The 22,879-nt window shown below is 72.9% G+C and carries 21 protein-coding genes and 1 tRNA gene; 1 reads left to right on the forward strand and 21 read right to left on the reverse strand.

Features of this window, described 5'->3' with window-relative positions; translation table 11 throughout:
• Positions 1–164: 164 nt before the first annotated feature.
• The 5 genes from ACH4D3_RS27395 to fhaA all read right to left on the reverse strand — a co-directional run bounded on the left by ACH4D3_RS27395 (position 165) and on the right by fhaA (position 6,188).
• Entirely contained in the window at positions 165–1,637 is a 1,473-nt protein-coding gene (locus ACH4D3_RS27395) for a peptidoglycan D,D-transpeptidase FtsI family protein (RefSeq protein ID WP_398326996.1), read from the reverse strand.
• Complete coding sequence (locus tag ACH4D3_RS27400) at positions 1,634–3,070, reverse strand: FtsW/RodA/SpoVE family cell cycle protein (RefSeq protein WP_398326999.1); 1,437 nt, start codon at positions 3,068–3,070, stop codon at positions 1,634–1,636. The genes ACH4D3_RS27395 and ACH4D3_RS27400 overlap by 4 nt, the downstream gene beginning before the upstream one ends.
• A 27-nt stretch (positions 3,071–3,097) precedes the next feature.
• Positions 3,098–4,645: a Stp1/IreP family PP2C-type Ser/Thr phosphatase gene (locus ACH4D3_RS27405; RefSeq protein ID WP_398327086.1), complete on the reverse strand. Its 1,548-nt coding sequence runs from the start codon at positions 4,643–4,645 to the stop codon at positions 3,098–3,100.
• 141 nt (positions 4,646–4,786) lie between these two features.
• On the reverse strand, positions 4,787–5,305 hold the full coding sequence (gene fhaB, locus ACH4D3_RS27410; protein ID WP_398327002.1) for an antibiotic biosynthesis regulator FhaB: 519 nt from the start codon (positions 5,303–5,305) through the stop codon (positions 4,787–4,789).
• Positions 5,306–5,315: 10 nt separating this feature from the next.
• Complete coding sequence (fhaA, locus tag ACH4D3_RS27415) at positions 5,316–6,188, reverse strand: antibiotic biosynthesis regulator FhaA (RefSeq protein ID WP_398327004.1); 873 nt, start codon at positions 6,186–6,188, stop codon at positions 5,316–5,318.
• 526 nt (positions 6,189–6,714) lie between these two features.
• Between fhaA and ACH4D3_RS27420 the strand changes: the two genes are divergently transcribed.
• Positions 6,715–6,801, forward strand: a tRNA-Leu gene (locus ACH4D3_RS27420).
• Between the two features lie 146 nt (positions 6,802–6,947).
• Here ACH4D3_RS27420 and ACH4D3_RS27425 read toward each other — a convergent pair.
• From ACH4D3_RS27425 to ACH4D3_RS27500, 16 genes are all read right to left on the reverse strand, one after another.
• Positions 6,948–7,277, reverse strand: a complete 330-nt coding sequence (locus ACH4D3_RS27425; protein ID WP_398327007.1) for an acyl carrier protein — start codon at positions 7,275–7,277, stop codon at positions 6,948–6,950.
• Positions 7,278–7,336: 59 nt separating this feature from the next.
• Complete coding sequence (locus ACH4D3_RS27430; protein ID WP_398327010.1) at positions 7,337–7,909, reverse strand: nuclear transport factor 2 family protein; 573 nt, start codon at positions 7,907–7,909, stop codon at positions 7,337–7,339.
• Positions 7,906–8,181 carry an acyl-CoA carboxylase epsilon subunit gene (locus ACH4D3_RS27435; protein WP_398327013.1) on the reverse strand — a complete coding sequence of 92 codons (276 nt, stop codon included), beginning with the start codon at positions 8,179–8,181 and terminating at the stop codon, positions 7,906–7,908. Before ACH4D3_RS27435 ends, ACH4D3_RS27430 begins: the two co-directional genes overlap by 4 nt.
• The gene (locus tag ACH4D3_RS27440) at positions 8,178–9,821 is read right to left on the reverse strand and encodes an acyl-CoA carboxylase subunit beta (RefSeq protein WP_398327015.1); all 1,644 of its coding nucleotides are present in this window, start codon (positions 9,819–9,821) and stop codon (positions 8,178–8,180) included. The genes ACH4D3_RS27435 and ACH4D3_RS27440 overlap by 4 nt, the downstream gene beginning before the upstream one ends.
• A gap of 7 nt (positions 9,822–9,828) precedes the next feature.
• Positions 9,829–10,638, reverse strand: coding sequence for a 4'-phosphopantetheinyl transferase family protein (locus ACH4D3_RS27445; RefSeq protein ID WP_398327018.1), 810 nt, complete (start codon positions 10,636–10,638; stop codon positions 9,829–9,831).
• On the reverse strand, positions 10,635–11,084 hold the full coding sequence (locus ACH4D3_RS27450; RefSeq protein WP_398327021.1) for an acyl carrier protein: 450 nt from the start codon (positions 11,082–11,084) through the stop codon (positions 10,635–10,637). Before ACH4D3_RS27450 ends, ACH4D3_RS27445 begins: the two co-directional genes overlap by 4 nt.
• Before the next feature lie 59 nt (positions 11,085–11,143).
• A complete protein-coding gene (locus ACH4D3_RS27455; protein WP_398327024.1) occupies positions 11,144–12,604 on the reverse strand; it encodes an MFS transporter in 1,461 nt (486 codons plus the stop codon).
• A 4-nt stretch (positions 12,605–12,608) separates the two neighbouring features.
• The gene (locus ACH4D3_RS27460; RefSeq protein WP_398327027.1) at positions 12,609–15,071 is read right to left on the reverse strand and encodes an SDR family oxidoreductase; all 2,463 of its coding nucleotides are present in this window, start codon (positions 15,069–15,071) and stop codon (positions 12,609–12,611) included.
• Between the two features lie 3 nt (positions 15,072–15,074).
• Positions 15,075–16,019 (reverse strand): aromatase/cyclase, encoded by a 945-nt coding sequence (locus ACH4D3_RS27465; protein ID WP_398327030.1) that lies wholly within the window; start codon positions 16,017–16,019, stop codon positions 15,075–15,077.
• Positions 16,020–16,057: 38 nt separating this feature from the next.
• Positions 16,058–16,843 (reverse strand): 3-oxoacyl-ACP reductase FabG, encoded by a 786-nt coding sequence (gene fabG, locus ACH4D3_RS27470; RefSeq protein WP_398327033.1) that lies wholly within the window; start codon positions 16,841–16,843, stop codon positions 16,058–16,060.
• Positions 16,844–16,964: 121 nt separating this feature from the next.
• Entirely contained in the window at positions 16,965–17,237 is a 273-nt protein-coding gene (locus ACH4D3_RS27475; protein WP_398327036.1) for an acyl carrier protein, read from the reverse strand.
• Positions 17,238–17,399: 162 nt separating this feature from the next.
• On the reverse strand, positions 17,400–18,617 hold the full coding sequence (locus ACH4D3_RS27480; protein ID WP_398327038.1) for a ketosynthase chain-length factor: 1,218 nt from the start codon (positions 18,615–18,617) through the stop codon (positions 17,400–17,402).
• The gene (locus tag ACH4D3_RS27485; RefSeq protein ID WP_398327041.1) at positions 18,614–19,885 is read right to left on the reverse strand and encodes a beta-ketoacyl-[acyl-carrier-protein] synthase family protein; all 1,272 of its coding nucleotides are present in this window, start codon (positions 19,883–19,885) and stop codon (positions 18,614–18,616) included. Before ACH4D3_RS27485 ends, ACH4D3_RS27480 begins: the two co-directional genes overlap by 4 nt.
• Positions 19,882–20,211, reverse strand: coding sequence for a TcmI family type II polyketide cyclase (locus ACH4D3_RS27490; protein WP_398327044.1), 330 nt, complete (start codon positions 20,209–20,211; stop codon positions 19,882–19,884). The genes ACH4D3_RS27485 and ACH4D3_RS27490 overlap by 4 nt, the downstream gene beginning before the upstream one ends.
• Positions 20,212–20,244: 33 nt before the next feature.
• Positions 20,245–21,711, reverse strand: a complete 1,467-nt coding sequence (locus ACH4D3_RS27495) for an FAD-dependent monooxygenase (protein ID WP_398327047.1) — start codon at positions 21,709–21,711, stop codon at positions 20,245–20,247.
• 55 nt (positions 21,712–21,766) lie between these two features.
• Positions 21,767–22,780: a hypothetical protein gene (locus ACH4D3_RS27500; protein ID WP_398327050.1), complete on the reverse strand. Its 1,014-nt coding sequence runs from the start codon at positions 22,778–22,780 to the stop codon at positions 21,767–21,769.
• Positions 22,781–22,879: the final 99 nt, after the last annotated feature.

Here is a 22,879-nt window from a genome sequence, read left to right on the forward strand (position 1 = left end):
TCCCGACCGGCATGCTTGTACGGTCGGAGGCTGCCGTCCGGCCTACCGTACCCGGATCGCTCCTGGCCCTTCGGCCGAGCCGGGCAGCCGATACAGGACCGGTATCGCAACGTGCGCCTATGTGAAGGGGACGTGACCGGAGTCACGTTCCGTTCATGGCGCGGTCACTTCTTGCTGTCGATGACGGCCTCCATGACGTTCTTCGCGATCGGTGCCGCGAGGCCGCCGCCGGAGATGTCGTCGCGGACGGCGTTCTCGTCCTCGATCACCACGGCCACGGCGACGGGCGAGCTGCCGTCGTCGGCCTTGGCGTACGAGATGAACCAGGCGTAGGGGTTCTCGCTGTTGTCGACACCGTGCTGTGCGGTACCGGTCTTGCCGCCCACCTTGACGCCGTCGATCTTGGCGTTGGTTCCCGTGCCGTCCTCGACGACGGTTTCCATCATGGACTGGAGGATCTGGGCGTTGTCCGCGGACAGCGGCTTGCTCATCTCCTCGGGGTCCGTCTTCTCGATGGTGTCGAGGTTGGGGGCCTGGAGTTCGTCGACCATGTACGGCTTCATCAGGGTGCCGTTGTTGGCGATGGCCGAGGTGACCATGGCCATCTGCAGCGGGGTGGCCGCGGTGTTGTACTGGCCGATGGAGGAGAGTGCGACCTGGGAGTCGTTCATGCCGTCGGAGAAGACGGAGGCGCTGGAGCGGACCGGGACGAACTGCTCCTCGGTGAAGCCGAACTTCTTGGCCGTCTCCAGCATCTTGTCGTTGCCGAGGTCGTAGCCGAGCTTGCCGAAGACGGTGTTGCAGGAGACGCGCAGGGCCTCGCGGAGGGTGGCGTCCTTGCAGGGGATGTTGCCCTCGTTCTTCAGCTCGGTGCTGGTGCCGGGCATCGTCCAGGGCAGCGGGGAGTCGGTCTTCTCGTCGGCCGAGTCGTACTTCCCGTGTTCCAGGGCGGCGGCCGCGGTGACCACCTTGAAGGTGGATCCGGGCGGGTAGACCTCGCGCAGCGCGCGGTTGAGCATCGGGTCGTCGGGGTTGTTCTTCTTCTGGAGCCTGTTCCAGGCCTCGCCGGCCGCCTCGTTGCTGCCCGCGATGACGGTGGGGTCGTAGGACGGGTAGGAGGCCATCGAGAGGATCTTGCCGGTGGACGGCTCGATCGCGACGACGGCGCCCTTGGCGCCCTGCTTCTTCAGGCCGTCGTAGGCGGCCTTCTGGGCGGCGCCGTTGAGGGTGGTGACGACGTTGCCGCCCTCGCGCTTCTTGCCCGTGATCATGTCGAGGGTGTTGCGGAAGAAGAGCCGGTCGTCGTTGCCGGTGAGGATGCCGTCGTCGATGGACTCGAGCTGGGTGGCGCCGAAGGCCTGGGAGACGTAGCCGGTGACGGGCGCCCACATGGCGCCGTCCTTGTAGGTGCGCTTGTACTTGAAGTCGCCCTCGGTGGTGGCGTGCGAGGTGATGGCCTTGCCGTCGACGATGATGTCGCCGCGGGGGCTGGCGTACCGCTCGATGGCGACCCGGCGGTTGTGCTCGTCCTCCTTCAGCTCGTCGGCCTGGACGTATTGGAGCCAGTTGTCCCGGACGAGGAGGGTGAGGACGAGGAGGCCGCAGAAGATCGCGATTCGGCGCAGTGGCTTGTTCACGGTCGGACCACCTGGGTCATCTCGGCGTCGGGGCTGGCGGGCGCGGCGGGTGCCGGTCTGCGCGCGGTGTCGCTGATGCGCAGCAGGATGCCGATCAGCGCCCAGTTGGCGATGACGGAGGAACCGCCGTAGGCCAGGAAGGGCATGGTCATACCGGTGAGCGGGATGAGGCCCATGACACCGCCGGCGACGACGAAGACCTGGAGGGCGAAGGCGCCGGAGAGGCCGATGGCGAGGAGCTTGCCGAAGGGGTCGCGGGCGGCGAGGGCGGTGCGTACGCCGCGTTCCACGATCAGGGCGTAGAGCAGGAGCAGGGCCATCAGGCCGGCCAGGCCGAGTTCCTCGCCGAAGGTGGCGAGGATGAAGTCGGAGTTGGCGGCGAAGCGGATCAGTTCGGAGTGGCCCTGGCCCCAGCCGGTGCCGAGGGTGCCGCCGGAGCCGAAGGCCCACAGGGCCTGCATGGCCTGCTCGGAGTGGCCGATCTGGCCGGCGCGGGAGAGGGTGAACTCCCGCATGGGGTCGAGCCAGGCGTCGACGCGCTGCTGGATGTGGGGTTCGAAGGTGGCCACGCCGACGGCGCCGACGGCGGACATCAGCATGCCGAAGACGATCCAGCTGGTCCGCTCGGTGGCGACGTACAGCATGATCACGAACATGCCGAAGAACAGCAGCGAGGTGCCGAGGTCGGTCTCGAAGACGAGGATGAGGATCGAGACGATCCAGACGACCAGGATGGGGCCGAGGTCGCGGCCGCGGGGCAGGTAGAGGCCCATGAAGCGGCGGCTGGCCAGGGCGAGTGCGTCGCGCTTCACCATCAGGTAGCCGGCGAAGAAGATCGCGAGGACGATCTTGGCGAACTCGCCGGGCTGGATGGAGAAGGAGCCGACCTGGATCCAGATCTTGGCGCCGTAGATGTTCTTGCCGAGGCCCGGTACGAGCGGGAGCAGCAGCAGGAACAGGGCGCCGACCATGGAGATGTAGGTGTAGCGCTGCAGGACGCGGTGGTCCTTGAGGAAGACGAGCACGGCGACGAACAGGGCGATGCCCATCGCGGTGTAGATCAGCTGGCGGGGTGCGGCGTTGCCGGCCTGGTGGATGCTCTGGAGCAGTTCGGACTGGTCCAGGCGCCAGATGGCGACGAGTCCGAGGCCGTTGAGCAGGGTGGCCAGGGGCAGCAGCAGCGGGTCCGCGTACGGGGCGAACTTGCGCACGACGAGGTGGCCGACGGCGGCCAGCAGGCCGAGGCCGAAGCCGTAGCTCAGCAGGCCCGCGGGCACCTCGTCGTTGATGGCCAGTCCCACGTTGGCGTAGGCGAAGACCGGGATGAGGACGGCGAACACGAGCAGAGCCAGCTCGGTGTTGCGCCGGCTCGGGGCGCCGATGGCGCCGATCGTGGACGTGTGGTGCGTCGACGGGTTGGTAGTACTGCTCATCGTGTGACAGGGCCTCTCACGGCTTGCCTACTGCTTACCGCACAGCGAGACGACCTTCTGCTCTTCCTCCGAGAGGGTCGGTCCTGAGCCTGGAGTGGGTGCGGTCGTGGACGGGGACTCGGACGATTCGGGTGCCTCGGGCGAGCCCGACGGGTTCGGGCTGGGTGAGGCCTTGGACGTGAAGGAGGCGGGGCTGGTTCCCGTGGTGCCTCCGGCCTCGCCCTCGCCGGTCTTGGCGTTCTTCTCGGTCTCCGCGGCGCGCCGGTCGGCCTGCTTCTTGCAGGCGGAGGCCTGGACCGCCAGTTCCTCGATCTTGGCCCGGGCGTCGTTGAGGTCGCCTTCGGGGATGGTGGCCTCGACCAGTTTCTGCTGGTAGGGCGGCAGGTACTTGAGTTCGATCTCGGGGTGGTCCTTCTGGACCTTGGAGAGCGAGACCCAGGCGAGGTCCTGGCTGATGCCCCGGTACAGCGCGAGGTGGTCGTCGTTGGTGCCGACGTAGTACTGGGTCTGGGTCCAGCGCCAGCCGCCGTAGGTGCCGCCGCCGATGACGGCGAGGGCGAGGGCGGTGTAGAGGGACCGCTTGAGCCACTTGCGGTTCTTGCGGGGCTTGACGAAGTCGTCGGGGCCGTAGTCGTCGAAGCCGCCGGTGGGGATGAAGCCGGTGACGTCGCCGCTGCCGGGCGGGCCGAACTCGCCGCCGCCGCCGCGCTGTCCGCCCTGTCGGCCGAGGCCCGCGGCGCGTCCGGCCGGGGTCTGCATGATGCCGTTGTCGCCCATCTGGGCCTGGTTCTCGGCGACGGCGCCGACGACCACGGGGGTGTCGGAGAGCTGGGCGGCGAGGGTGTCGCCGGTGTCGAGGTCGAGGACGTCGGCGACGATGACGGTGATGTTGTCGGGGCCGCCGCCGCGCAGCGCGAGCTGGATCAGCTCCTGGACGGTCTCCTGGGGGCCCTGGTAGCTGGCGAGGGTGTCCTCCATCGTCTGGTGGGAGACGACGCCGGAGAGTCCGTCGGAGCAGATCAGGTAGCGGTCGCCGGCCCGCACCTCGCGGATGGACAGGTCGGGTTCGACGTGGTCGCCGCTGCCGAGGGCGCGCATCAGCAGGGAGCGCTGCGGGTGGGTGCCCGCCTCCTCCTCGGTGATCCGTCCCTCGTCGACGAGGCGCTGCACCCAGGTGTGGTCCTGGGTGATCTGGGTGAGGACGCCGTCGCGCAGCAGGTAGGCGCGGGAGTCGCCGACGTGGACCATGCCCAGGCGCTGGCCGGTCCACAGCAGGGCGGTGAGCGTGGTGCCCATGCCCTCCAGGGCGGGGTCCTCCTCGACCATCTGCCGCAGCTGGTCGTTGGCGCGCTGGACGGCGGCGCCGAGCGAGGTGAGGACGTCGGAGCCGGGCACGTCGTCGTCGAGGGCGACGATGGTGGAGATCACCTCGGAGGAGGCGACCTCTCCGGCGGCCTGGCCGCCCATGCCGTCGGCGATGGCGAGCAGGCGGGGACCGGCGTAGCCGGAGTCCTCGTTGCCCTCCCGGATCATGCCCTTGTGGGAACCGGCGGCGAAGCGCAGTGACAGACTCATGCGCACCTCGCCCGTCGGCTCCGACTGCAGCCGGTCGTGTCGAGCCACACTGCCCACCCTCCGGTCGGGAGCGCGCCGGGGCCCGGGGTGCCGGCCGCCGCGGCGTGCTCGCTCCGCTCGCGCTCATTCATTGGTGTAGCACTACTTCCGCAGCTCGATGACGGTCTTGCCGATGCGGATCGGCGCCCCGGGGCCGATCGGTGTCGGGGTCGTCAGCCGGGCCCGGTCCAGGTAGGTGCCGTTGGTGGAGCCCAGGTCCTCGACGATCCACTGGCCGTTCTGGTCCGGGTAGATCCTGGCATGGCGGCTGGAGGCGTAGTCGTCGTCCAGCACGATCGTCGAGTCGTGTGCCCGGCCGAGCGTGATGGTCTGGCCCTGGAGGGCGACGGTGGTACCGGTGAGCGTGCCCTCCGTCACGACCAGCTTGGTGGGCGCGCCCCGGCGGCCGCGGCCCCCGCCGGACTGCTGGCGCTGCGGTGGAGGCGCCTGGCCCTGGCGCGTGGCGGCCTGCTGCGGTCGGGCGGCGTCGCGCCGCGCGCCGCGCTGGGTGACCCGCGTGCCGAAGAGGTCGCTGCGGATGACCTGCACGGCCACGATCACGAACAGCCACAGTACGGCGAGAAAACCCAGCCGCATGACCGTGAGGGTCAGCTCTGACATTGCCCGCGGATCACCCTTCGGCTTGCCTGTAGATAACGGTGGTGCTGCCCACGACGATGCGTGAGCCGTCGCGGAGCGTAGCGCGGGTGGTGTGCTGCCCGTCCACCACGATGCCGTTGGTGGACCCGAGATCCTGGATCGTCGAGGGCGTTCCGGTCCGGATCTCGCAGTGCCGGCGGGAGACGCCGGGGTCGTCGATCCGCACGTCGGCCTCGGTGCTGCGGCCCATGACGAGCGTCGCGCGGGAGATCTGATGGCGGGTGCCGTTGATCTCGATCCAGTGGCGGGTGCGTCCGCCGGGTGCGGGTGCGGCCGGGGGCTGCTGGCCGCCGGCGGGCTGCGGGTAGCCGTAGCCGCCGGGGCGGCCGCCGGGCGGCGGCGCGGACGGCATGGGCGGGGCGCCCGCGGGGGCGGCGGGCGGCGGGTAGCCGTACCCGCCGGCCGGTCCGGCGGGCCGCGCGGGCGGTGCCGGGGGTGCGGCGGCGCCCGGACCGCCCTGGTGGCTGGTGGAGGAGGCGAGCGTACGGCTGCGCACCCGGTACAGGCCGGTGTCGAGGTCGTCCGCCTTCTCCAGGTGGACCTTGATCGGTCCCATGAAGGTGTAGCGCTGCTGCTTGGCGTAGTCGCGGACCATGCCGGCCAGCTCGTCGCCCAGCTGCCCGGAGTAGGGGCTGAGGCGCTCGAAGTCGGGCGTGCTCAGTTCCACGATGAAGTCGTTGGGCACGACGGTGCGGTCGCGGTTCCAGATGGTCGCGTTGTTGTCGCATTCGCGCTGGAGCGCTCCCGCGATCTCCACGGGCTGCACCTCGGACTTGAACACCTTCGCGAAGGTGCCGTTGACCAGACCTTCGAGACGCTGCTCGAACTTCTTCAGGACTCCCATGGGGCACCTCCTCCGTCGCTGCCGTCCTGTCGACTGCCTTGCGTACTGCTGCGTTGCGTCGTGCTGCGTTGCGTCGTGCTGCCTCGCGCAGTGCCGTGTGTCCGTGCACTGCCCACCTGGTACTGCTTACTGATCGTATCCACGCGCCGGTCGATCGGCTGGTTCCCCCTGTCGGCCCGGTCGACAGGTGTCGACGCCTCTCGGAGTTCCCGCCGGAGCTCCCCTTCGAACTCCCGCGGACCTTCGGGATGCGCTCCCGCAGGTAACTCATGCCCAGGATCGTAGAGGCGGCCGCAGACCAGTGTCCCGCACCCGAGTGCGGTCCCCCACCGGCTCCTGGGGAGACGGGCCGGACCGGTACGAGGTTGATACGTGAACGGCCACGGACCGGGACGAGTGCCCGAAGGAGGTCGGGCACCCCGCTCCGCCGGGGAAAAGGGATGTGAATCGACCCCTTCCAGCGTGCTAATGTTCTCGTGTCGGAAGGCGCCGGACCGCAAGGAAAGGCCTGGAAGACACACCCAATGCGCGGGTGGCGGAATAGGCAGACGCGCTGGATTCAGGTTCCAGTGCCCGCAAGGGCGTGGGGGTTCAACTCCCCCCTCGCGCACCACGGAGCGTTCCAGATGCTCCGGACACGCAAAAGACGGGGCGGCATCGTGAAGATGCCGCCCCGTTCTGCTGCGCGCCGGGTCGCCGGGGAGAGCGCTCCGGGGATCTGAGACTTTACTCACAGAGCCGTCGTCCGGCGGCCGGTCTTCATGCGGTGGACTCCTCGGGAGCCGCCTCCCGCTCCGTCGTGGTGCTGAGGACGGCGGCGAGTTCCCCGACGGTCTGTTCCCGCAGCAGGTGGTGCGAGGGGACGGGGACGCCCAGCGCCGACTCCAGGGTGCGCTGGAGGGCCAGCGCGGTCAGCGAGTCGATGCCCTGGGCGTACAGCGGCCGGGTCAGGGAGACCCGGTGGGCCGGCGGCACGTGGAGGCGGGGTGCCAGGCTGCGGCACAGGAACGTCTCGAAGGCCCGTACGCGGGCCGCGCCGTGCAGGCCCCGCAGGGCGTCGGTGTCGAGGGTGACGGGGTTGCCCGGCACGGTGGTGTCCTTTCGTCGGTGCGGGTGCGGGTGCGGGTGCGGGTGCGGGTGCGGGTCGGTCAGGTGCGGGGGCGCGGCTGGGAGGTGCGCAGGGCGCGCGCCTCGGGGCCGGGCCGCGGGCCGGCCCCGTCCGACCAGGCCAGGTGGAACCGCCAGCGGTGGATCCGCCAGCCGTCCGGGGTGCGGACCGCCTCGGCCTCGCTGTGTCCGCCGATGTCGAAGCGGCCGCCGGGGTCGGGGCCGTCCTCGTGGTGCACGTGCGAGGCGACGAGGTGGACGCGGATCCGGGCGGTGTCGCCGTCCGCGGTGATGCCGTAGTTGGACGCCAGGTGATGGGTCCGGGCGAAGCGGGACTTGCGGTCGAAGTGGAAGGCGGCCGCTCCCTGGCGTCCTTCCAGCGTGCCGACGGGGAACTCCAGCAGGCAGTCCTCGGTGAAGACCCCGGCCGGCCAGCCGTCGTCGAAGCCGTGCTCGTCCTGGGTGTCCAGCAGGGTGACGTAGCGGTCGACCAGTTCGGCGATCTCCGTGCGGTCGCTCAGTGCCCGCACCTGGGCGCGCAGGGCGTCGAACTCGGCCCGGGCGAGGGTGACCGTGTCCGGGTCGGCGGCGGGGCCGGAGGGTGGGCGGGTCATGGGGAGAGGTCCTTTCCGGTGGGTGGGCGGCCGTGCGGGCCGCGGGCGGTGTGCCAGCCCCGGGGGTCGCGGTGCGCGGCGACGCGTTCCGGCCGGCGCCAGCCCGCGGTCGGCCGGGGGCCGGCCGGGCCGGACGGGGCGGCGCCGAGGGCGGCGGCGCGGGCGAGCAGGACGGCCGTGACGGCGGCGATCTCGGCGGCGGTGGGCCGGCCCCGCAGGATCCGCACGAGCGCGGTCCCGGCGGCGGCGTCCGCGCCGTCCGTCCCGCTCACTGCGGGGGGTTGCCGTGCTTGCGGCACGGCAGGTCCGCCTGTTTGCCGCGCAGCATCGCCAGCGCCCGGGCCAGGGCGCGCCGCGTGTCCCGCGGGTCGATCACATCGTCGATGAGGCCCCGTTCGGCGGCGTAGTACGGGTGCATCAGCTCCGCCTGGTACTCCTTGATCTTCTGGGCGCGGGTGCCCTCGGGGTCGTCCGACGCGGCGATCTCCCGGCGGAAGATGACGCCCGCGGCGCCCTCGGCGCCCATCACCGCGATCTCGTTGGAGGGCCAGGCCAGCGCCAGGTCGGAGCCGATGGAGCGGGAGTCCATCACGATGTACGCGCCGCCGTAGGCCTTGCGCAGCACCAGGGAGACGCGCGGCACGGTGGCGTTGCAGTACGCGTACAGGAGTTTGGCGCCGCGCCGGATGATGCCGTTGTGCTCCTGGTCGACGCCCGGCAGGAAGCCCGGGACGTCGATCAGCGTCACCAGCGGGATGTTGAAGGCGTCGCAGAACTGCACGAACCGCGCGGCCTTTTCACTCGCGTCGATGTCCAGGACCCCGGCGTACGACGTGGGCTGGTTGGCGACGATGCCCACGACCTCGCCGTCGAGCCGGGACAGGGCGCACACCATGTTGGTGGCCCAGCCGGGGTGCACCTCGAAGAAGTCGCCGTCGTCCACGATCTCCTCGATGACGGCGCGGATGTCGTAGACCCGGCCGGGGTCGTCGGGGACGATCTCCAGCAGCCGGTCGGTGCGCCGGTCGGCCGGGTCGGAGCCCGGCGCGGCCGGTGGCAGTTCGCGGTTGTTGGAGGGCAGCAGGGACAGCAGGTGGCGCACGTCCTCCAGGCAGGTGCGCACGTCGTCGTAGGCGAAGTGGGCGACGCCGGAGGCGGTGGCGTGGACGTCGGCGCCACCGAGGGCGTCCTGGCTGATCTCCTCGCCCGTCACCGCCTTCACCACGTCCGGGCCGGTGATGAACATCTGCGCGATGTCGCGGACCATGAAGACGAAGTCGGTCAGCGCCGGTGAGTAGGCGGCGCCGCCCGCGCACGGGCCGAGCATCACGCTGATCTGCGGGATCACGCCGGACGCCTTGGTGTTGCGCTGGAAGATGCCGCCGTACCCGGCGAGGGCGCTGACGCCCTCCTGGATGCGGGCGCCCGCCCCGTCGTTGAGCGACACCAGGGGGGCGCCGGCCGCGACAGCCATGTCCATGATCTTGTGGATCTTCAGGGCGTGGGCTTCGCCGAGGGCGCCGCCGAACACCCGGAAGTCGTGGGCGTACACGAAGACCGTGCGGCCGTGGACGGTGCCCCAGCCGGTGATCACGCCATCGGTGTAGGGGCGCTTCTTCTCCAGTCCGAAGCCGGTGGCCCGGTGCCGGCGCAACATCTCGACCTCGGTGAACGACCCCTCGTCGAGCAGTAGTTCGATCCGCTCGTGGGCGGTGAGCTTCCCCTTGGCGTGCTGCCGCTCGGTGGCCGTCGGGTCGCCGTGCCGGGCGGCCTGTTTGATCAGGCCGAGTTCCTCGATGCGTTCCTCGGCGCTCCACTGGCCCCGGTGCTCGCGCCGGTGCAGGGGATGTCGCTCGGTCGTCCGGTCGGTCGTCAGGTCGGCTCTCTGGTCGGCTCTCTGGTCGGTCGACATCGTCGTGTCACGCTCCCCAGTCGGATACGCGGGTGGTCACACCGCCGGCGGCCAGGTCCACCGACCCGTCGACGTGTGTCGCGGTGGGCGGCAGCCAGCGCACGGCGACCCGTTCGGGCGGCGCGCCGCGCACGGCGACGGCGGCGTTGTGCCGGGGGCCGGACGCCAGGTCGAGCAGCGTCCAGCCGGCGGGCCGGCGGTCCCGGTCGGCGCCCAGGTAGTCCCGGGCGGGGTCGCGGGACAGGCCGGTGCCCAGCGCCTTGAGGTAGGCCTCCTTGCGGGTCCAGATCCGGCCGAAGGCCAGGCGCCGCTCCCCGCCGTCCAGCCGGGCCAGCTCGGCCTGTTCGCCGGGATGCAGCGCCGCGGCGCACACCTCGACGGTCTCGGCCCGCGGCAGCCGCTCCACGTCCACGCCGAGCACGGCGCGGGAGACGGCGACCACGGCCATCCCGTGGCTGTGCGCCAGGGAGAAGTGCAGCGGCGGGCTGGGATGGCGGACGGCCGGTCTGCCGTGCGGTCCGGCGCACCCGGGGCAGGGCTCGCGCACGAACGGGACGTCCGCCGCCGGCATCCCCAGGTAGGCGCCGAGCAGCCGGCGCAGCGCGATGTGCGCGGCCGCGTACGTGACGCCGTCGGCGGGGCGGACGAAGGAGGCGGTGCGGCGGCGTTCCGGCTCGCTCAGCTCGTCCAGGGCCAGTGTCCCGGCCGCCGTGTCCAGCCGGGGGCGGCGCACCAGCCACGCGTCGAGGTGCCCGGGCAGGGGCAGCCGCGGCGCGCCGGCCGCCGCGTCCGGCCGGTGCGCGAGCTGTCCGATCACGTCGTGCCCAGCACGTCGTGCGCGACGAGGTGGTCACCGCGCCCGTCGTGCTTGTGGAGGCTGTCCGCGGGGCCGAGCTGCCCGGCCAGGCAGTCGATCAGCTCGGCGGCGCTGTTGGCCCGCAGCAGCCGGTTGAGGTTCACGTCGACCCGCAGCACGGCCTCCATGCGGCGTTGCAGTTCCAGGCCGTTGATGGACCCGATGCCCAGGCTGTTCATGGGGCGCCCCACGGTGTCGATCGTGTCCGGCGGCACCCGCAGCACGCGGGCCAGCTCGCCCCGTACGTAGGCGTCGACGAGGCGGGTGCGCTCGGCCGGGTCGCACGCGGCGAGGTGGGCCAGGTCGGGCGGCTCCGGCTCGGCGACGTGGTCCCGTGCGAACTCGTAGTCCAGGTCGTCCAGGTCGTCGAGGTCGTCGAAGACCCAGTTCTTCGTCGTCAGATCCATGATCGTCCCCCGTTGTGGAGTGGGTGGTGGGGTGGGCGGTGGAGTGGCAGGCGTGAATGTCAGGTGCGGGGTGCGGCCGTGCGGTTGGCGGCGCCGGGACGGGCCAGTCCGAAGAGCGCGGTGAGCAGGCCGAGACCGCCGAGCGAGGCCACCAGGACCAGCGCCGGGCGGCAGGCGGCGAGCCGCTCCGCGGGTCCGCCGTGCCCGCCCGCACCGGCGAGCAGCGCCGCGACCAGCGCGACCGCGAGGACCGCGGCGAGCTGCACGGCGGTCTGGTAGAGCCCGCTGCCCGCACCCCGGTCGGCGGGCGCCAGCCGGGAGGTGGCCTGCACGTTGAGCGCGGCGAAGGACAGCACGAAGCCCAGCCCCACCAGCAGCAGCGTCGGCAGCAGCCGCCCGGTGTAGTCCAGCGGCCAGCCGGACCGCAGTTGCAGCAGACAGCCGGCGAACGCGCTGGCGGCGCCCGCCGCGACGAGGCGCGGTGCGCCGAACCGGGCGATCAGCCGCCCCGAGGCGAGCGCGGTGAGCGCCGGCGGCACGGCGGCCGGCAGCAGCGCCGCGGCCGCGGCCGGCGGTGACCAGTCGGCGAGGGTCTGCGTCTGGTACGTCAGCACGAACAGCAGCCCGAGATAGGAGCCGTTGAGGCAGGCCGCGCCGAGGGCCGAGCGGATCAGGGCCCCGTCGCGCAGCAGCCGGACCGGCAGCAGCGGGGCCGGTGCGGAGCGTTCCAGCGCACGGAACCACGCCAGCAGCAGGACCGCCGCCGCCACGGACCCGAGGAAGCGGACGTCGCCCCAGCCGTGGCCGGGCAGCGCCGTGACGCCGTGCACGAGGGCGAGCAGCGCGCCCGTGAAGGCGGCCGCGCCCCGCACGCCGTAGTGCCGGGGCGCGGCCGGGCGGCCGTGCGGCGGGCCGTCGCCGCCGGGGACGAGGCGCAGCGCGGCGGCGAAGAGCAGCAGGACGACGGGGGCCGGGAAGGCGAAGGCAAGCCGCCAGCTGTAGGTGCTCAGCCAGCCGGACAGCAGCAGGCCCGCGGTGAACCCGCCGGCGCCGAAGAGGGTGTAGACGGACACCGCACGGCTGCGCGGGCGGCCCTCGGGGAAGGCGGTGGAGATGATGGCCAGCCCCGTGGGAGCCGTCAGCGCGGCGCAGAACCCCTTGACCAGCCGGGTCGCGACGAGCAGCGCGGGCTCCTGGGCGAAGGCGCTGAGCAGGGAGGCGGCGGCGAACCCGAGGAGCGCCACCAGATAGACCCGGCGGCGGCCCAGCAGGGCCACCAGCCGGGTGCCGAAGAGCATGAGGGCGCCGAAACCGGCGGCGAAGCCGGTCATCGCCCACTGCGCGCTCGTCAGGGGCAGCCCGAGGTCGGTGCCGATGGAGGGCAGCGCCACGACCGCCACGGACACCTCGAGCGCGTCGATGAGCATGTTGCCGGCGAGAACCAGCAGCAGCCCCCACAGCCGGGGGCTCCACCGTCCTTCCCCGGCGTCGGCCACCGGCCCGGGAACGGTCCTGGTCATGCCGTCAGCCCAGGAGGGTGCCGCCGCTGGCGTCGACGAAGGAGCCGGTGATCCAGCGGGCGTCGTCGGACACCAGGAAGGCGACGACGTCGGCGACGTCCCGCGGTTCGCCGACCCGGTTGAAGGCGGACAGCGCGGCCATCGCCTCGACCGCCTCGGGGACGTCGAACAGCGGGTTGCCGTTGCGGGTGATGCCCGGGGCGACGCTGTTCACCGTGATGCGGCGCGGGCCGAGCGCCTTCGCGTAGTGCAGCGCGAGCTGCTCCACGGCGCCCTTGCTCATCGCGTAGGCGATCTCGTCGGGGTTGGCGAACCGGGTCAGCCCGGAGGAGACGTTCACGATCCGGCCGCCGTCGGGCATGTTGGCGAGCGCCCGCTGGATGATGAAGAACGGCGCCCTGGCGTTCACGGCGACGATCCGGTCGAACTGCTCCGGGGTGGTGTCCTCGGGCTTGACGCCGCCCATCACCCCGGCGTTGTTGACCAGGATGTCCAGTTCGGTGGAGCCGGTGCGCTCCTTCAGGCCCTCCTCCAGGGCGAGGAACAGCTCGTGCACGTCGCCGGGGGCGCCGAGTTCGGCCCGTACGGCGAAGGCCCGCCCGCCGTCCCGCTCGATGCCGTCGACGACCTCGGCGGCCGCGTCCTCGTTGGTGCCGTAGTGCACGACGACGAGGGCGCCGTCGCGGGCCAGCCGCTCGGCGGTGGCCCGTCCCATGCCCCGGCTGGCGCCCGTGACGAGCGCCGTGCGTCCGGTCAGACTGCCCATGTTCTCTCTCCTGCCGTGAGGTCGTGCGCCTTGGTGTCGCGCGGCTTGCTCTCGCGCGGCTTGCTCTCGCGCGGCTCGTTCTCGCGCGGCTCGTTCTCGTGCGGCTTGCTCTCGTGCGGCTTGGTCCCGTGCGGCAGGGCGGCGCGCGGGAGGCCGCCGCCCGCCGGTGTGTCCGTCGCCGCGGGGCGCCGTCCCGGCCGCCGGGCCGGGGGCGAACCAGCGGGCGAGTGCCGTGCGCAGGCCGTCCGGCGCGTCGCCCGCGAAGGCGATGTGGCCGTCGGGGCGGACGAGGACGGCGGCGGCGTCCCGCAGCGGGCCGTCCGCGGCCGGCGAGGCGGTCCCGGTGTCGACGGCGCCCGCGAACGGGCGGGCGGCGGATACGAGGGCCTCGCGCCGCTCCCCGTCGCCCTCGGCCACCAGGAGCACCCCGCGGGCCCGGCGCAGGGCCTCCCGCGCGGTGCCGTGGTCGCCGGGCGGCGGGCCGGGCAGCCGCGCCCCGGCCCGGGCCGGGTCCCCGGCAGCGCCGTAGCGGACGTCGAGGCCGCTGATCAGTCCGGCCAGGTGCGTGCGGACCGGTTCGTACGGGATCAGTTCGCCGACCACCGAGCGCAGGGCCTCCACCTCGGGGCCGCCGAGCAGCAGCCGGGCCTGCGCGCGGATGGTGGACAGCACGCGCCGTCCGACCGCGTGCCGCTCCTCGTGGTACGTGTCCAGGAGGCCTTCGGGGGCCCGGCCGAGGACGGTGGCCGCGAGTTTCCAGCCCAGGTTGACCGCGTCCTGGAGGCCCAGGTTGAGCGCCTGGCCGCCGATCGGCATCTGCTGGTGGGCGGCGTCCCCGGCCAGCAGGATCCGCCCCCGGCGGTAGTGCTCGGCCTGCCGGGCGGCGTCCCCGAAGGAGTTCACCCACAGCGGGGTGCCGCCGGAGACGTCCTCGCCGGTGACGTCCCGCCAGGCCGCGACGACGTCCGCGAAGTCCGGTTGCCCGGCGCCGCGCGGCGGGGTGCCGAAGCGGTGGACCATCACGCGGGTGACGCCGTCGCCGCGCCGGGCCGCGATCGCCAGCCCCCTGGGCAGCCGCTGGAAGCGCCGGTCGGGGATCTCGATGCCGTCGACGTCGGCGCGCAGCAGCTCGCGTTCGGCGTCCACCCCGGGGAAGCCGATGCCGGCCAGGCGTCGCACGGCCGACCGCTCGCCGTCGCAGCCCACGGCGTAGCGGGCGGTGAACGCGGTGCGCCGGCCCGCGTGTTCGGCCACCACCCGTACCCCGTCCGGGTCCTGCTCGACGGAGACGACGTGGTGGCCGCGCAGCACGCGCGCCCCGAGGCGTTCCGCCCAGGCACCGAGGATCGCCTCGGTGCGCACCTGCGGGACCTTCCACTGGCCCGGGTGGGAGCTGGGCAGCGTCAGGTCCAGCGGGAGGCCGCCGAAGTGGCCCCTGGGCTCGCACGGCGGGAGCGGGTCCGCGAAGCCGCCGGGGGCGTCCAGCAGACCGCGCTGCCGGAGGATCTCCATGGTCCGCGCGTGCAGCGTGGAGGCGCGGGACTCGGTGGTCGGGGTGTCCAGCCGTTCCAGCACGGTCACCTCGGCGCCGCCGAGCCGCAGCTCCCCGGCGAGCATCAGCCCGACGGGGCCCGCGCCGACCACGACGACCTGCGGATCGGCCGTGCCGGAGGCGTGGGCACCGCAGTCGGCACCGGACACGGCTCAGCGCCTCGCCTCGGCGTAGTCCCGGGCATGGCCGAGCGTGGCCCGGCTGTTGGTGCTCAGCGCGGTGCGCACGTACTCGCGGGCCTCGGCGACCCCCGCCCGCGGCCCCAGGATCCGCTCGATGTTCTCGGGGCGCAGTACGACGGTGTGCTGCGAGGACGCGGTGGCGCCGGTGTCCGTGTCGCGGAAGGTCCAGTAGCCGGTGTGCAGGCTCATCAGGGCCGGCAGCGTGGTCTGCTTGTAGGCGATTTTGCGGCCCTTGAGGCACACCCGGTAGGACCGGGTGGTGTGGGTGGAGCCGTCCTTGGCCCGGGTGTCCATCTCCAGGGTCTGGAGACCGGGGGTGTCCTCGGTGAGGCGCACGCTCGCCACGTGCGGCAGCCGCTCGGCCCACCGGCCGGCCTCGTTGACGAAGTCGTAGGCGTCCTTGGCGGAGCCCTCGACGGCGACGGTGTCCTCGAAGGAGAAGGTCAGTTCCGCCGAGGCGGTGGCGAGTTCGACGTTGGTCTTCAGCGCCGCCAGCTCCGTGCGGGAGTTGCGGTCGACGGCCTCCTCGATCCAGGCCAGGCCGGCGGGGTCGTCGTCGACGGCCGTGTAGTCGTGGAGCAGCCGGACGCGCGCGGTGCCCTCGCCGGCCGGCTCCACGATCCAGGTGCCGCCCATGGTGGCGACCGGGGGCGTGGAGACCTGTTGCCGGAAGGTGATCCGCAGGTTTCCGGGGTCCAGGATCCGGCGCGAGGTCCAGTTCTTGGCCTCGCCGTTGGCGGTGGCCCAGATCCTGATGAGTTCCTCGTCGCCGGAGCGCTCCAGGTGGTCGACGTAGATGGTCGGCGGGAAGACGCGCGGCCAGTTCGTCACGTCGGCGATCAGCCGGTAGACGTCGTCTGCCGGGGCCGAGACCGTGATCTCGTGCTCGGTTTCCCGTGGCTCGGATGCGGACATGGGGGATCTCCTCGTCGGGGTGGGCGGTGGTGGCCGGGTCAGAAGTTGCCGAGGCCGCCGCAGACGTTCAGGGCCTGTGCGGTGATGGACGCGGCGGTGTCGGAGGCGAGGTAGCCGACGAGGCCGGCGACCTCCTCGGGGGTGGAGTAGCGCCCGAGCGGGATCTTCGCGGTGAACTTGTCGAGGATGGCGTCCTCGGTGGTGTCGTAGGCGGCCGCGTATCCGGCGCGCACCCGCTGCGCCATCGGCGTCTCCACGTAGCCGGGGCAGACGGCGTTGACGGTGATGCCGGTGGGGGCCAGTTCGTTGCCGAGGGCCTTGGTGAAACCGACCACGCCGTGCTTGGAGGCGGAGTAGGGGGCTCCGAGGACCACGCCCTGCTTGCCGGCGGTGGAGGCGATGCTGATGATCCGGCCGCGGTCCTTGCCGCGCATGCCGCCGGTGGTGAGCACGGCGCGGGTCAGCCGGAAGACGCTGTTCAGGTTGGTCTCGACGACGTCGTACCAGAGCTCGTCGTCGATGTCGGCGGTGACGCCGCCGCCGGACCGGCCCGCGTTGTTGACCAGGACGTCCACGGTGCCGTAGCGGTCCACGGCCGCCTGTACGAAGGTCTCGATGGACAGCGCCGAGCGGACGTCCAGGACGCAGCCGTCGACCTCCAGCCCCTCGGCGCGCAGTTCCTTCACGGTGGTGCTGACGTTCTCGGGATCGCGGGAGCCGATGAAGACCCGGTGCCCCTGCTCGGCCAGCAGCCGCGCGGCGGCGCGGCCGATGCCGCTGGTGGCCCCGGAGACGAGGGCGACCCGCTGATGCTTGTCGGACATGACTGGTACTCCCTTGTGGGTGCTGGGTGGGCGGCCGCGTCCGGTGCCGCCGCGGCCGGGCCGGGACCAGCCCTGGGGGCGGCCCGGCCGCGGCCGGCGGTGGGGGCCCGGGACGGGTGGGTCAGGCGGCGGCGGGCAGGCCGGCGAGCTGGGTGTTGACCAGGCCCAGCAGGGCCCGGGGCGTCTTCGCCTCGGTCACCACGTCGTCGTCGAGCGAGATGCCGTACTCCCGCTCTATGCGGCCGCAGGTCTCGAGGATGGCCAGGGACTCGTAGCTCAGCTCCTCGAAGTCGGTGTCGAGGATGTCGCCGTCGAGATCCACGCTCTCGTCGGCGCCGGCGGCCTCCAGCAGGACGCGCCGGAGGTCGTCGAGGGTGAAGGACTGCGTGGGCATGGGTGGGTCCTCTCTGTCGGTGCTCCGCGCCCGGGCGGGCCCCGGGGACGCGGACGGACGAACGCCCGCCGCCCGGTCCGGCGTGGGGGACGCGGATGAAGGACCGGGCGGCGGGCGCGTTGGGGGCACGGGCGGCCGGCCGTGCTCGTGCGGGGCGGTGGGTCAGGGAGTGCGGACCACCAGGGCCGAGTTGAAGCCGCACTCGCCCCGGGCGAGGACCAGGGCGGTGTGGAGGTCGGCGGGGCGCGGCTCGGTGACCAGGTCGAGGTCGTAGGAGGTGTCCGGGTCGACGTTGGTGGTGGCCGGGACGAGCCCGTCCCGGGCCGCCAGCAGGGCGGTTGCCACGTCCAGCGGGGCGGCGCCCGAGTACAGGCGGCCGGTCATCGTCTTGGGCGCGGTGACCGGCACGCCGTGCGGTCCGAAGACCGCGTTGAGGGCGTCCGCCTCCGCCCGGTCCAGCTCGGGCACCGCGGCCGCGTCCGCGAAGACGACGTCGACGTCGCCCGCGTCCACGCCCGCGTCGGTCAGGGCGGTCTCGATCGCCTTGCGCAGGCCCGGTGGCCGGCCGCTGCCGGGGGCGGGGTCGAACGTGGCCCCGTAGCCCGCGATCTCGCCGTACACCCGGGCGCCGCGCTCGGCGGCCGACCGCTCGGACTCCAGGACGAGCAGCGCTCCGCCCTCGGCGGGCACGTGGCCGCTCGCCGAGGCGTCGAAGGGCAGATAGGCCCGCTCGGGCTCCTGCTCGGTGGTCAGCCGGCCGCCGGCCAGCTGGGCCACCCAGCCCCACGGGCAGATCGAGGCGTCGATCGCCCCGGACATGATCAGCCGGGTGCCCTTGCGGATCTGCCGCCGCGCGTGCGCCAGCGCGTCCAGCCCGCCGGCCTGGTCGGAGACGACGACGCCGCTGGGGCCCTTCATGCCGTTGCGGATGGAGATCTGACCGCTGTTGACGGCGTAGAACCAGGCGAAGGACTGGTAGGCGGAGACGTACTGGCTGCCCCGGCTCCACAGGTTGCGCAGCTCTCCCTGGCCGAACTCGAAGCCGCCGGAGCAACTCGCGGTGACCACGCCCATGTCGTAGGCGGGCAGGTCGGCGGGCACGGTGCCGGCGTCGGCCAGCGCCCAGTCGGCCGCCACCAGGGCGAGCCGGGTCATCCGGTCGGTCTGCGCCAGCAGCCGGTTGGGCAGGTGGTCGGCCGCGTGGAAGCCGGGCACCTCGCCGGCCAGCCGCGCCGGGTACGAGGACGGGTCGAAGCGGGTGATGCGGGCGATGCCGCTCTTCCCGGCCCGGGTGGCCGCCCAGTAGTCGGCCGTGCCCAGGCCGTTGGGCGCGGCGATGCCGAGCCCCGTCACCACGGTCCGTGCGGTGGCCGTGCTCATGCCGCGCTCCTCTCCGGTCGGGCGAGCACCATCGCGCTCTGGAAGCCGCCGAACCCGCTGCCGACGGTCAGTACCGCGTCGGTGCGGTGTTCGCGCGCCGTCAGCGGCACGTAGTCGAGGTCGCACTCGGGGTCGGGGGTGTGCAGGTTGGCCGTCGGCGGCACCACGCCGTGCTCCATGGCGAGGACCGAGGCGGCGATCTCGATCGAGCCGATCGCCCCCAGCGAGTGTCCGACCATGGACTTGATGGAGGACACCGGGGTCCGGTAGGCGTGGTCTCCCAGGCTCTTCTTGAAGGCGGCGGTCTCGTGGCGGTCGTTCTGCTTGGTTCCCGAGCCGTGCGCGTTGATGTAGTCGATGTCCTCGGGGTTGAGCCGGGCCTCGTCCAGCGCGACCGTGATGGCCTCGGACATCTCGGCGCCGTCCGGGCGCAGCCCCGTCATGTGGAAGGCGTTGCAGCGCGAGGCGTAGCCGGCGATCTCCGCGTAGATGTGCGCGCCGCGCCGCTCGGCGGCCTCCAGCTCCTCCAGCACGAACACCGCGGAGCCCTCGCCGAGCACGAAGCCGTTGCGGGTGCCGTCGAAGGGCCGCGAGGCGTGTTCCGGGTCGTCGTTGCGGGGCGTGGTGGCCTTGATGGCGTCGAAGCAGGCCAGGGTGATCGGTGAGATGGGCGCGTCGGTGGCCCCGGCGATCACGGCGCACGCCGAACCCTCGCGGATCAGCTCCACCGCGTGCCCGACGGAGTCCAGGCCGGAGGTGCAGCCGGTGGAGACGACCGTGGCCGGGCCCTCGGCGCCCGCCGCCCACGCCACCTCGGCGGCCAGGGAGCTGGGCACGAGGTAGTTGTACAGGTGCGGGACCGCGTACCGGTGGTCGACGAGGTCGAGCCGGCCGCCGTCGCTGACGACGCGGTACTCCTGGTCGAGGCCCATGGTCGCGCCGACCGCGCTGCCGATGGTGACCCCGACCCGGTACGGGTCGGCGCCGGACAGGTCGAGTCCGCTGTCGGCGAGCGCCTCGCGGGCGGTGACCACCGCCAGCTGGGCCGCCCGGTCCATCCGGCGGATCTCCTGGGGGCTCAGCCCGTGTTCCCAGGGGTCGAAGTCGATCTCGGCGGCGACCCGGGACCGGAAGGCGGAGGGGTCGAAGAAGGTGATTGCCCGGGTGGCGGTGCGGCCCTCGCTGAGCAGGCTCCAGAAGTTCTTCCGGCCCACCCCGCCGGGCGCGGTGACGCCGACGCCCGTGATGACCACGCGTCTGGCGCTCACGCCCGGCCCTCCCAGTCGTAGAAGCGGGTGGCGAGCGCGTCGGCGGGGGAGCGCCAGGTCGCGGGGTCGTACGCCTGGATGAACGGCTTGAGGTCCTCGCTGATCCGCACGAACCGGTCGTCGGTCTTGGCCTGCTCGATCAGCTCGCCGCCGTTGTCGCCGTCGAAGTCCTGGAGGTGGAAGTAGAGGCCGCGGTAGGCGAAGAGCTGGCGGCGCCGGGTGCCCATCCGGTGGGGCATCTCGGTGCCGTCGAACTCGCCGAAGAGCCGGGCGACATCGGTGCTGCTGCCCGGGTCCATCCGGGCGACGATCAACGTGCTGTGCATGGTCTCTCCTCTGGGCGGGTGGGGCGGGGCGGGTCAGCGGGCCGGTCCGAACCAGCGCTCCAGGGCCATGGGCAGGTCGGCGTGGCTGCCGGGGGCCGCCCAGGCCACGTAGCCGTCGGGGCGGACCAGTACGGAGGTGGTGCGGGCCAGGACGCTGTCCCCCGGCAGTACGGGGGCGGCGGTGACGACGTCGATCCGGTCCAGCCAGGGCCGGGCCCGCTCGCGCAGCCGGCCGTTGTCGGCGAGGTCCAGCAGCACGCCGCGCCCGGCCCGCAGCGCCTCGGTGCTGCGGGACAGCAACTTGTGGCCGCTCAGCTCCACATCGGGCAGGCGGCGGCCGAGCAGCGGGTGGGAGCCGCCGTCGAGGTCGTAGTGGATCTCCAGGCCCGAGACCATCGCCGCGAAGTGCCGGCCGACCTCGGGGTAGCGGATCAGCTCGGTCAGTACGTCGCGCAGCGGCTGCACCTCGGGCCCGGACAGGAACAGCAGCCCCTGGGCCCGGGTGTTCATCAGCAGCCGCTCCCCCACCGGGTGGCGTTCGTCGTGGTAGCTGTCGAGCAGCGACTCGGGGGCCCGGCCGCGCACCACGGCGCCGAGCTTCCAGCCGAGGTTCACCGAGTCCTGGATGCTGGTGTTCATGCCCTGGCCGCCGGCCGGCAGGTGGATGTGGGCGGCGTCGCCGGCCAGGAAGACCCGGCCGCGCCGGTACTCGGAGACCTGTCGCGTGCCGTCGCCGAAGGCGGACAGCCACACCGGCTCGGCGTGCGAGATGTCGTCGCCGGTCAGCCGCTGCCAGGCCGCCGAGACCTCGTCCCAGGCCGGGGGCTGCTCGCGCCGCTTGGGCGGGGTGCCGCGCTCGCACACGATCAGCCGGGTGATCCCGCCGGGCAGCGGGCCGACCATGACCATGCCGCCTTCCAGGGTCTCGCCGATCATCCGGGGCTGCAGGTCCACGCCCTTGACGTCGGCGAGGTACATCTCCAGGGTCGAGGGCGTGCCCGGGAAGTCGAAGCCGGCCTTCTTGCGGATCACCGAGCGGCCGCCGTCGCAGCCCACCAGGTACTCGCAGCGCAGCCGCTGGACCCCGTCGGGGCCGCTCACCTCGACCTCGACGCAGTCCTCCTTCTCGGTGACGGACCGCACCTCGTGGCGGCGCCGCAGATCGGCGCCGAGCCGGGTGCACCACTCCTCCAGCACGGTCTCGGTGACCGACTGGGGGACGCTCTTGGCCGCCTGGTGGGCGCCGTCGAGCACGCCGAAGTCCACCGGCAGACCGCCGAAGTGGCCCACGTTGCTGACCTCGACGTCCCCGAAGCGGGACAGCAGGCCCCGCTGGTCGAAGACCTCCATGGTGCGTGCGGTGAAGCCGAGGCCCCGGGACTCCCCGGTGCGTGCGGCGAGCTTCTCCAGTACGACGACGTCGACGCCCGCGAGCCGCAGCTCGCCCGCGAGCATCATGCCGGCCGGCCCGGCGCCCACGACGATGACTTGTGCGTCCATGACACTCCTCGGGAACTCCCGCCGGGGGCGGGGCAGAAAACGGGTGTGGGGCGGATCAGCGGGACAGGCGTCCGATGGCCCGGTTCGCCAGGTGTGCGGCCGCCGCGTGCCGCGGGTCGGGCGCGAACGCCTCGTGGCGCACCGCGACCTCGGCGAGCTTGATGGCGTGCTCGTCGCCGATCTCCACGGCCCGGGCGAAGACCTCCGCCAGAGCGGCGGTGTCCGCCGGGAGCGGTGCCGCCGGGTGGGGCGTGGCGTGGAACCAGTCGAGCATGGTGCGGCTGACGGCCCGCGCGGTCAGGTACGAGGGGCGGCGCTGGGCGGGCGGCAGGTGGCCGACCACCAGGCGCACCGCGGCGGGCCCGGTGACCGCGTGGATCAGGGGGACCGGGTGGCGCTGGGAGACGGTGGCGTAGATCCCGGAGTACTCGGCGACGAGTGCGTCCAGGGCCCGCGTGACCTCGTCGCGTCCGTCGGGCGCCTCGTCGCGTCCGCCGGGCTCCCCGTGGCGGGCCGGCGGGCCCGCGGCATCGCCGGGACCGGGCACGCCGTCGGGGTCGGCGACGATGCCGTGGGTCGAGTGGCGGGCGGCCCAGTAGCCCAGGCCCTGGGCCAGTTCGCCCAGCTGGAGCCGGTTGTCGCCGGAGGCGGCGGCCACCGCCCGGACCGCGTGCGCGGTACGGATCACCCCGTGGGTGAGTACCGCGGACATGCCGGGCAGCAGCCGGGGCCACCAGCGGGCCAGCACCGCGGTCCACGGACTCAGCGCCAACTCCCGCTCGAACAGCGCCGACCAGTCGGCCACCCGGGAGAAGTCACCGAGCGCGGCCCGCCAGTCGTCGGGGTCGTCGGGGTCGATGGGCAGGCGGCGCTCCGGCACGTCGTGATAGGAGCGGCTGCGCAGGTTCCGCTCGATCCACGCCGGTACCTCGTCGGCGTACCCCATGTGGGCGAGCGCCTCGGCGGCCATCGGAGCGTGGTTGACGAAGCTTCTGCCGTGTTCGAAACCGACCGGACGCAAACGTTCCAGTGCCTCGCTCACGGCGTCGGAGTAGCTGAGTGATGCCACGGCCATCAGTCCTTGATTTCGCAGATGGGGGCGCCGGAGGTGAGGGAGGCGCCGACTTCGGCGGTGAGGCCCTTGACGGTGCCGGACCTGTGGGCGTTG

It is taken from the genome of Streptomyces sp. NPDC018026 (assembly GCF_044327745.1).
Lineage (GTDB): Bacteria > Actinomycetota > Actinomycetes > Streptomycetales > Streptomycetaceae > Streptomyces > Streptomyces rubrogriseus.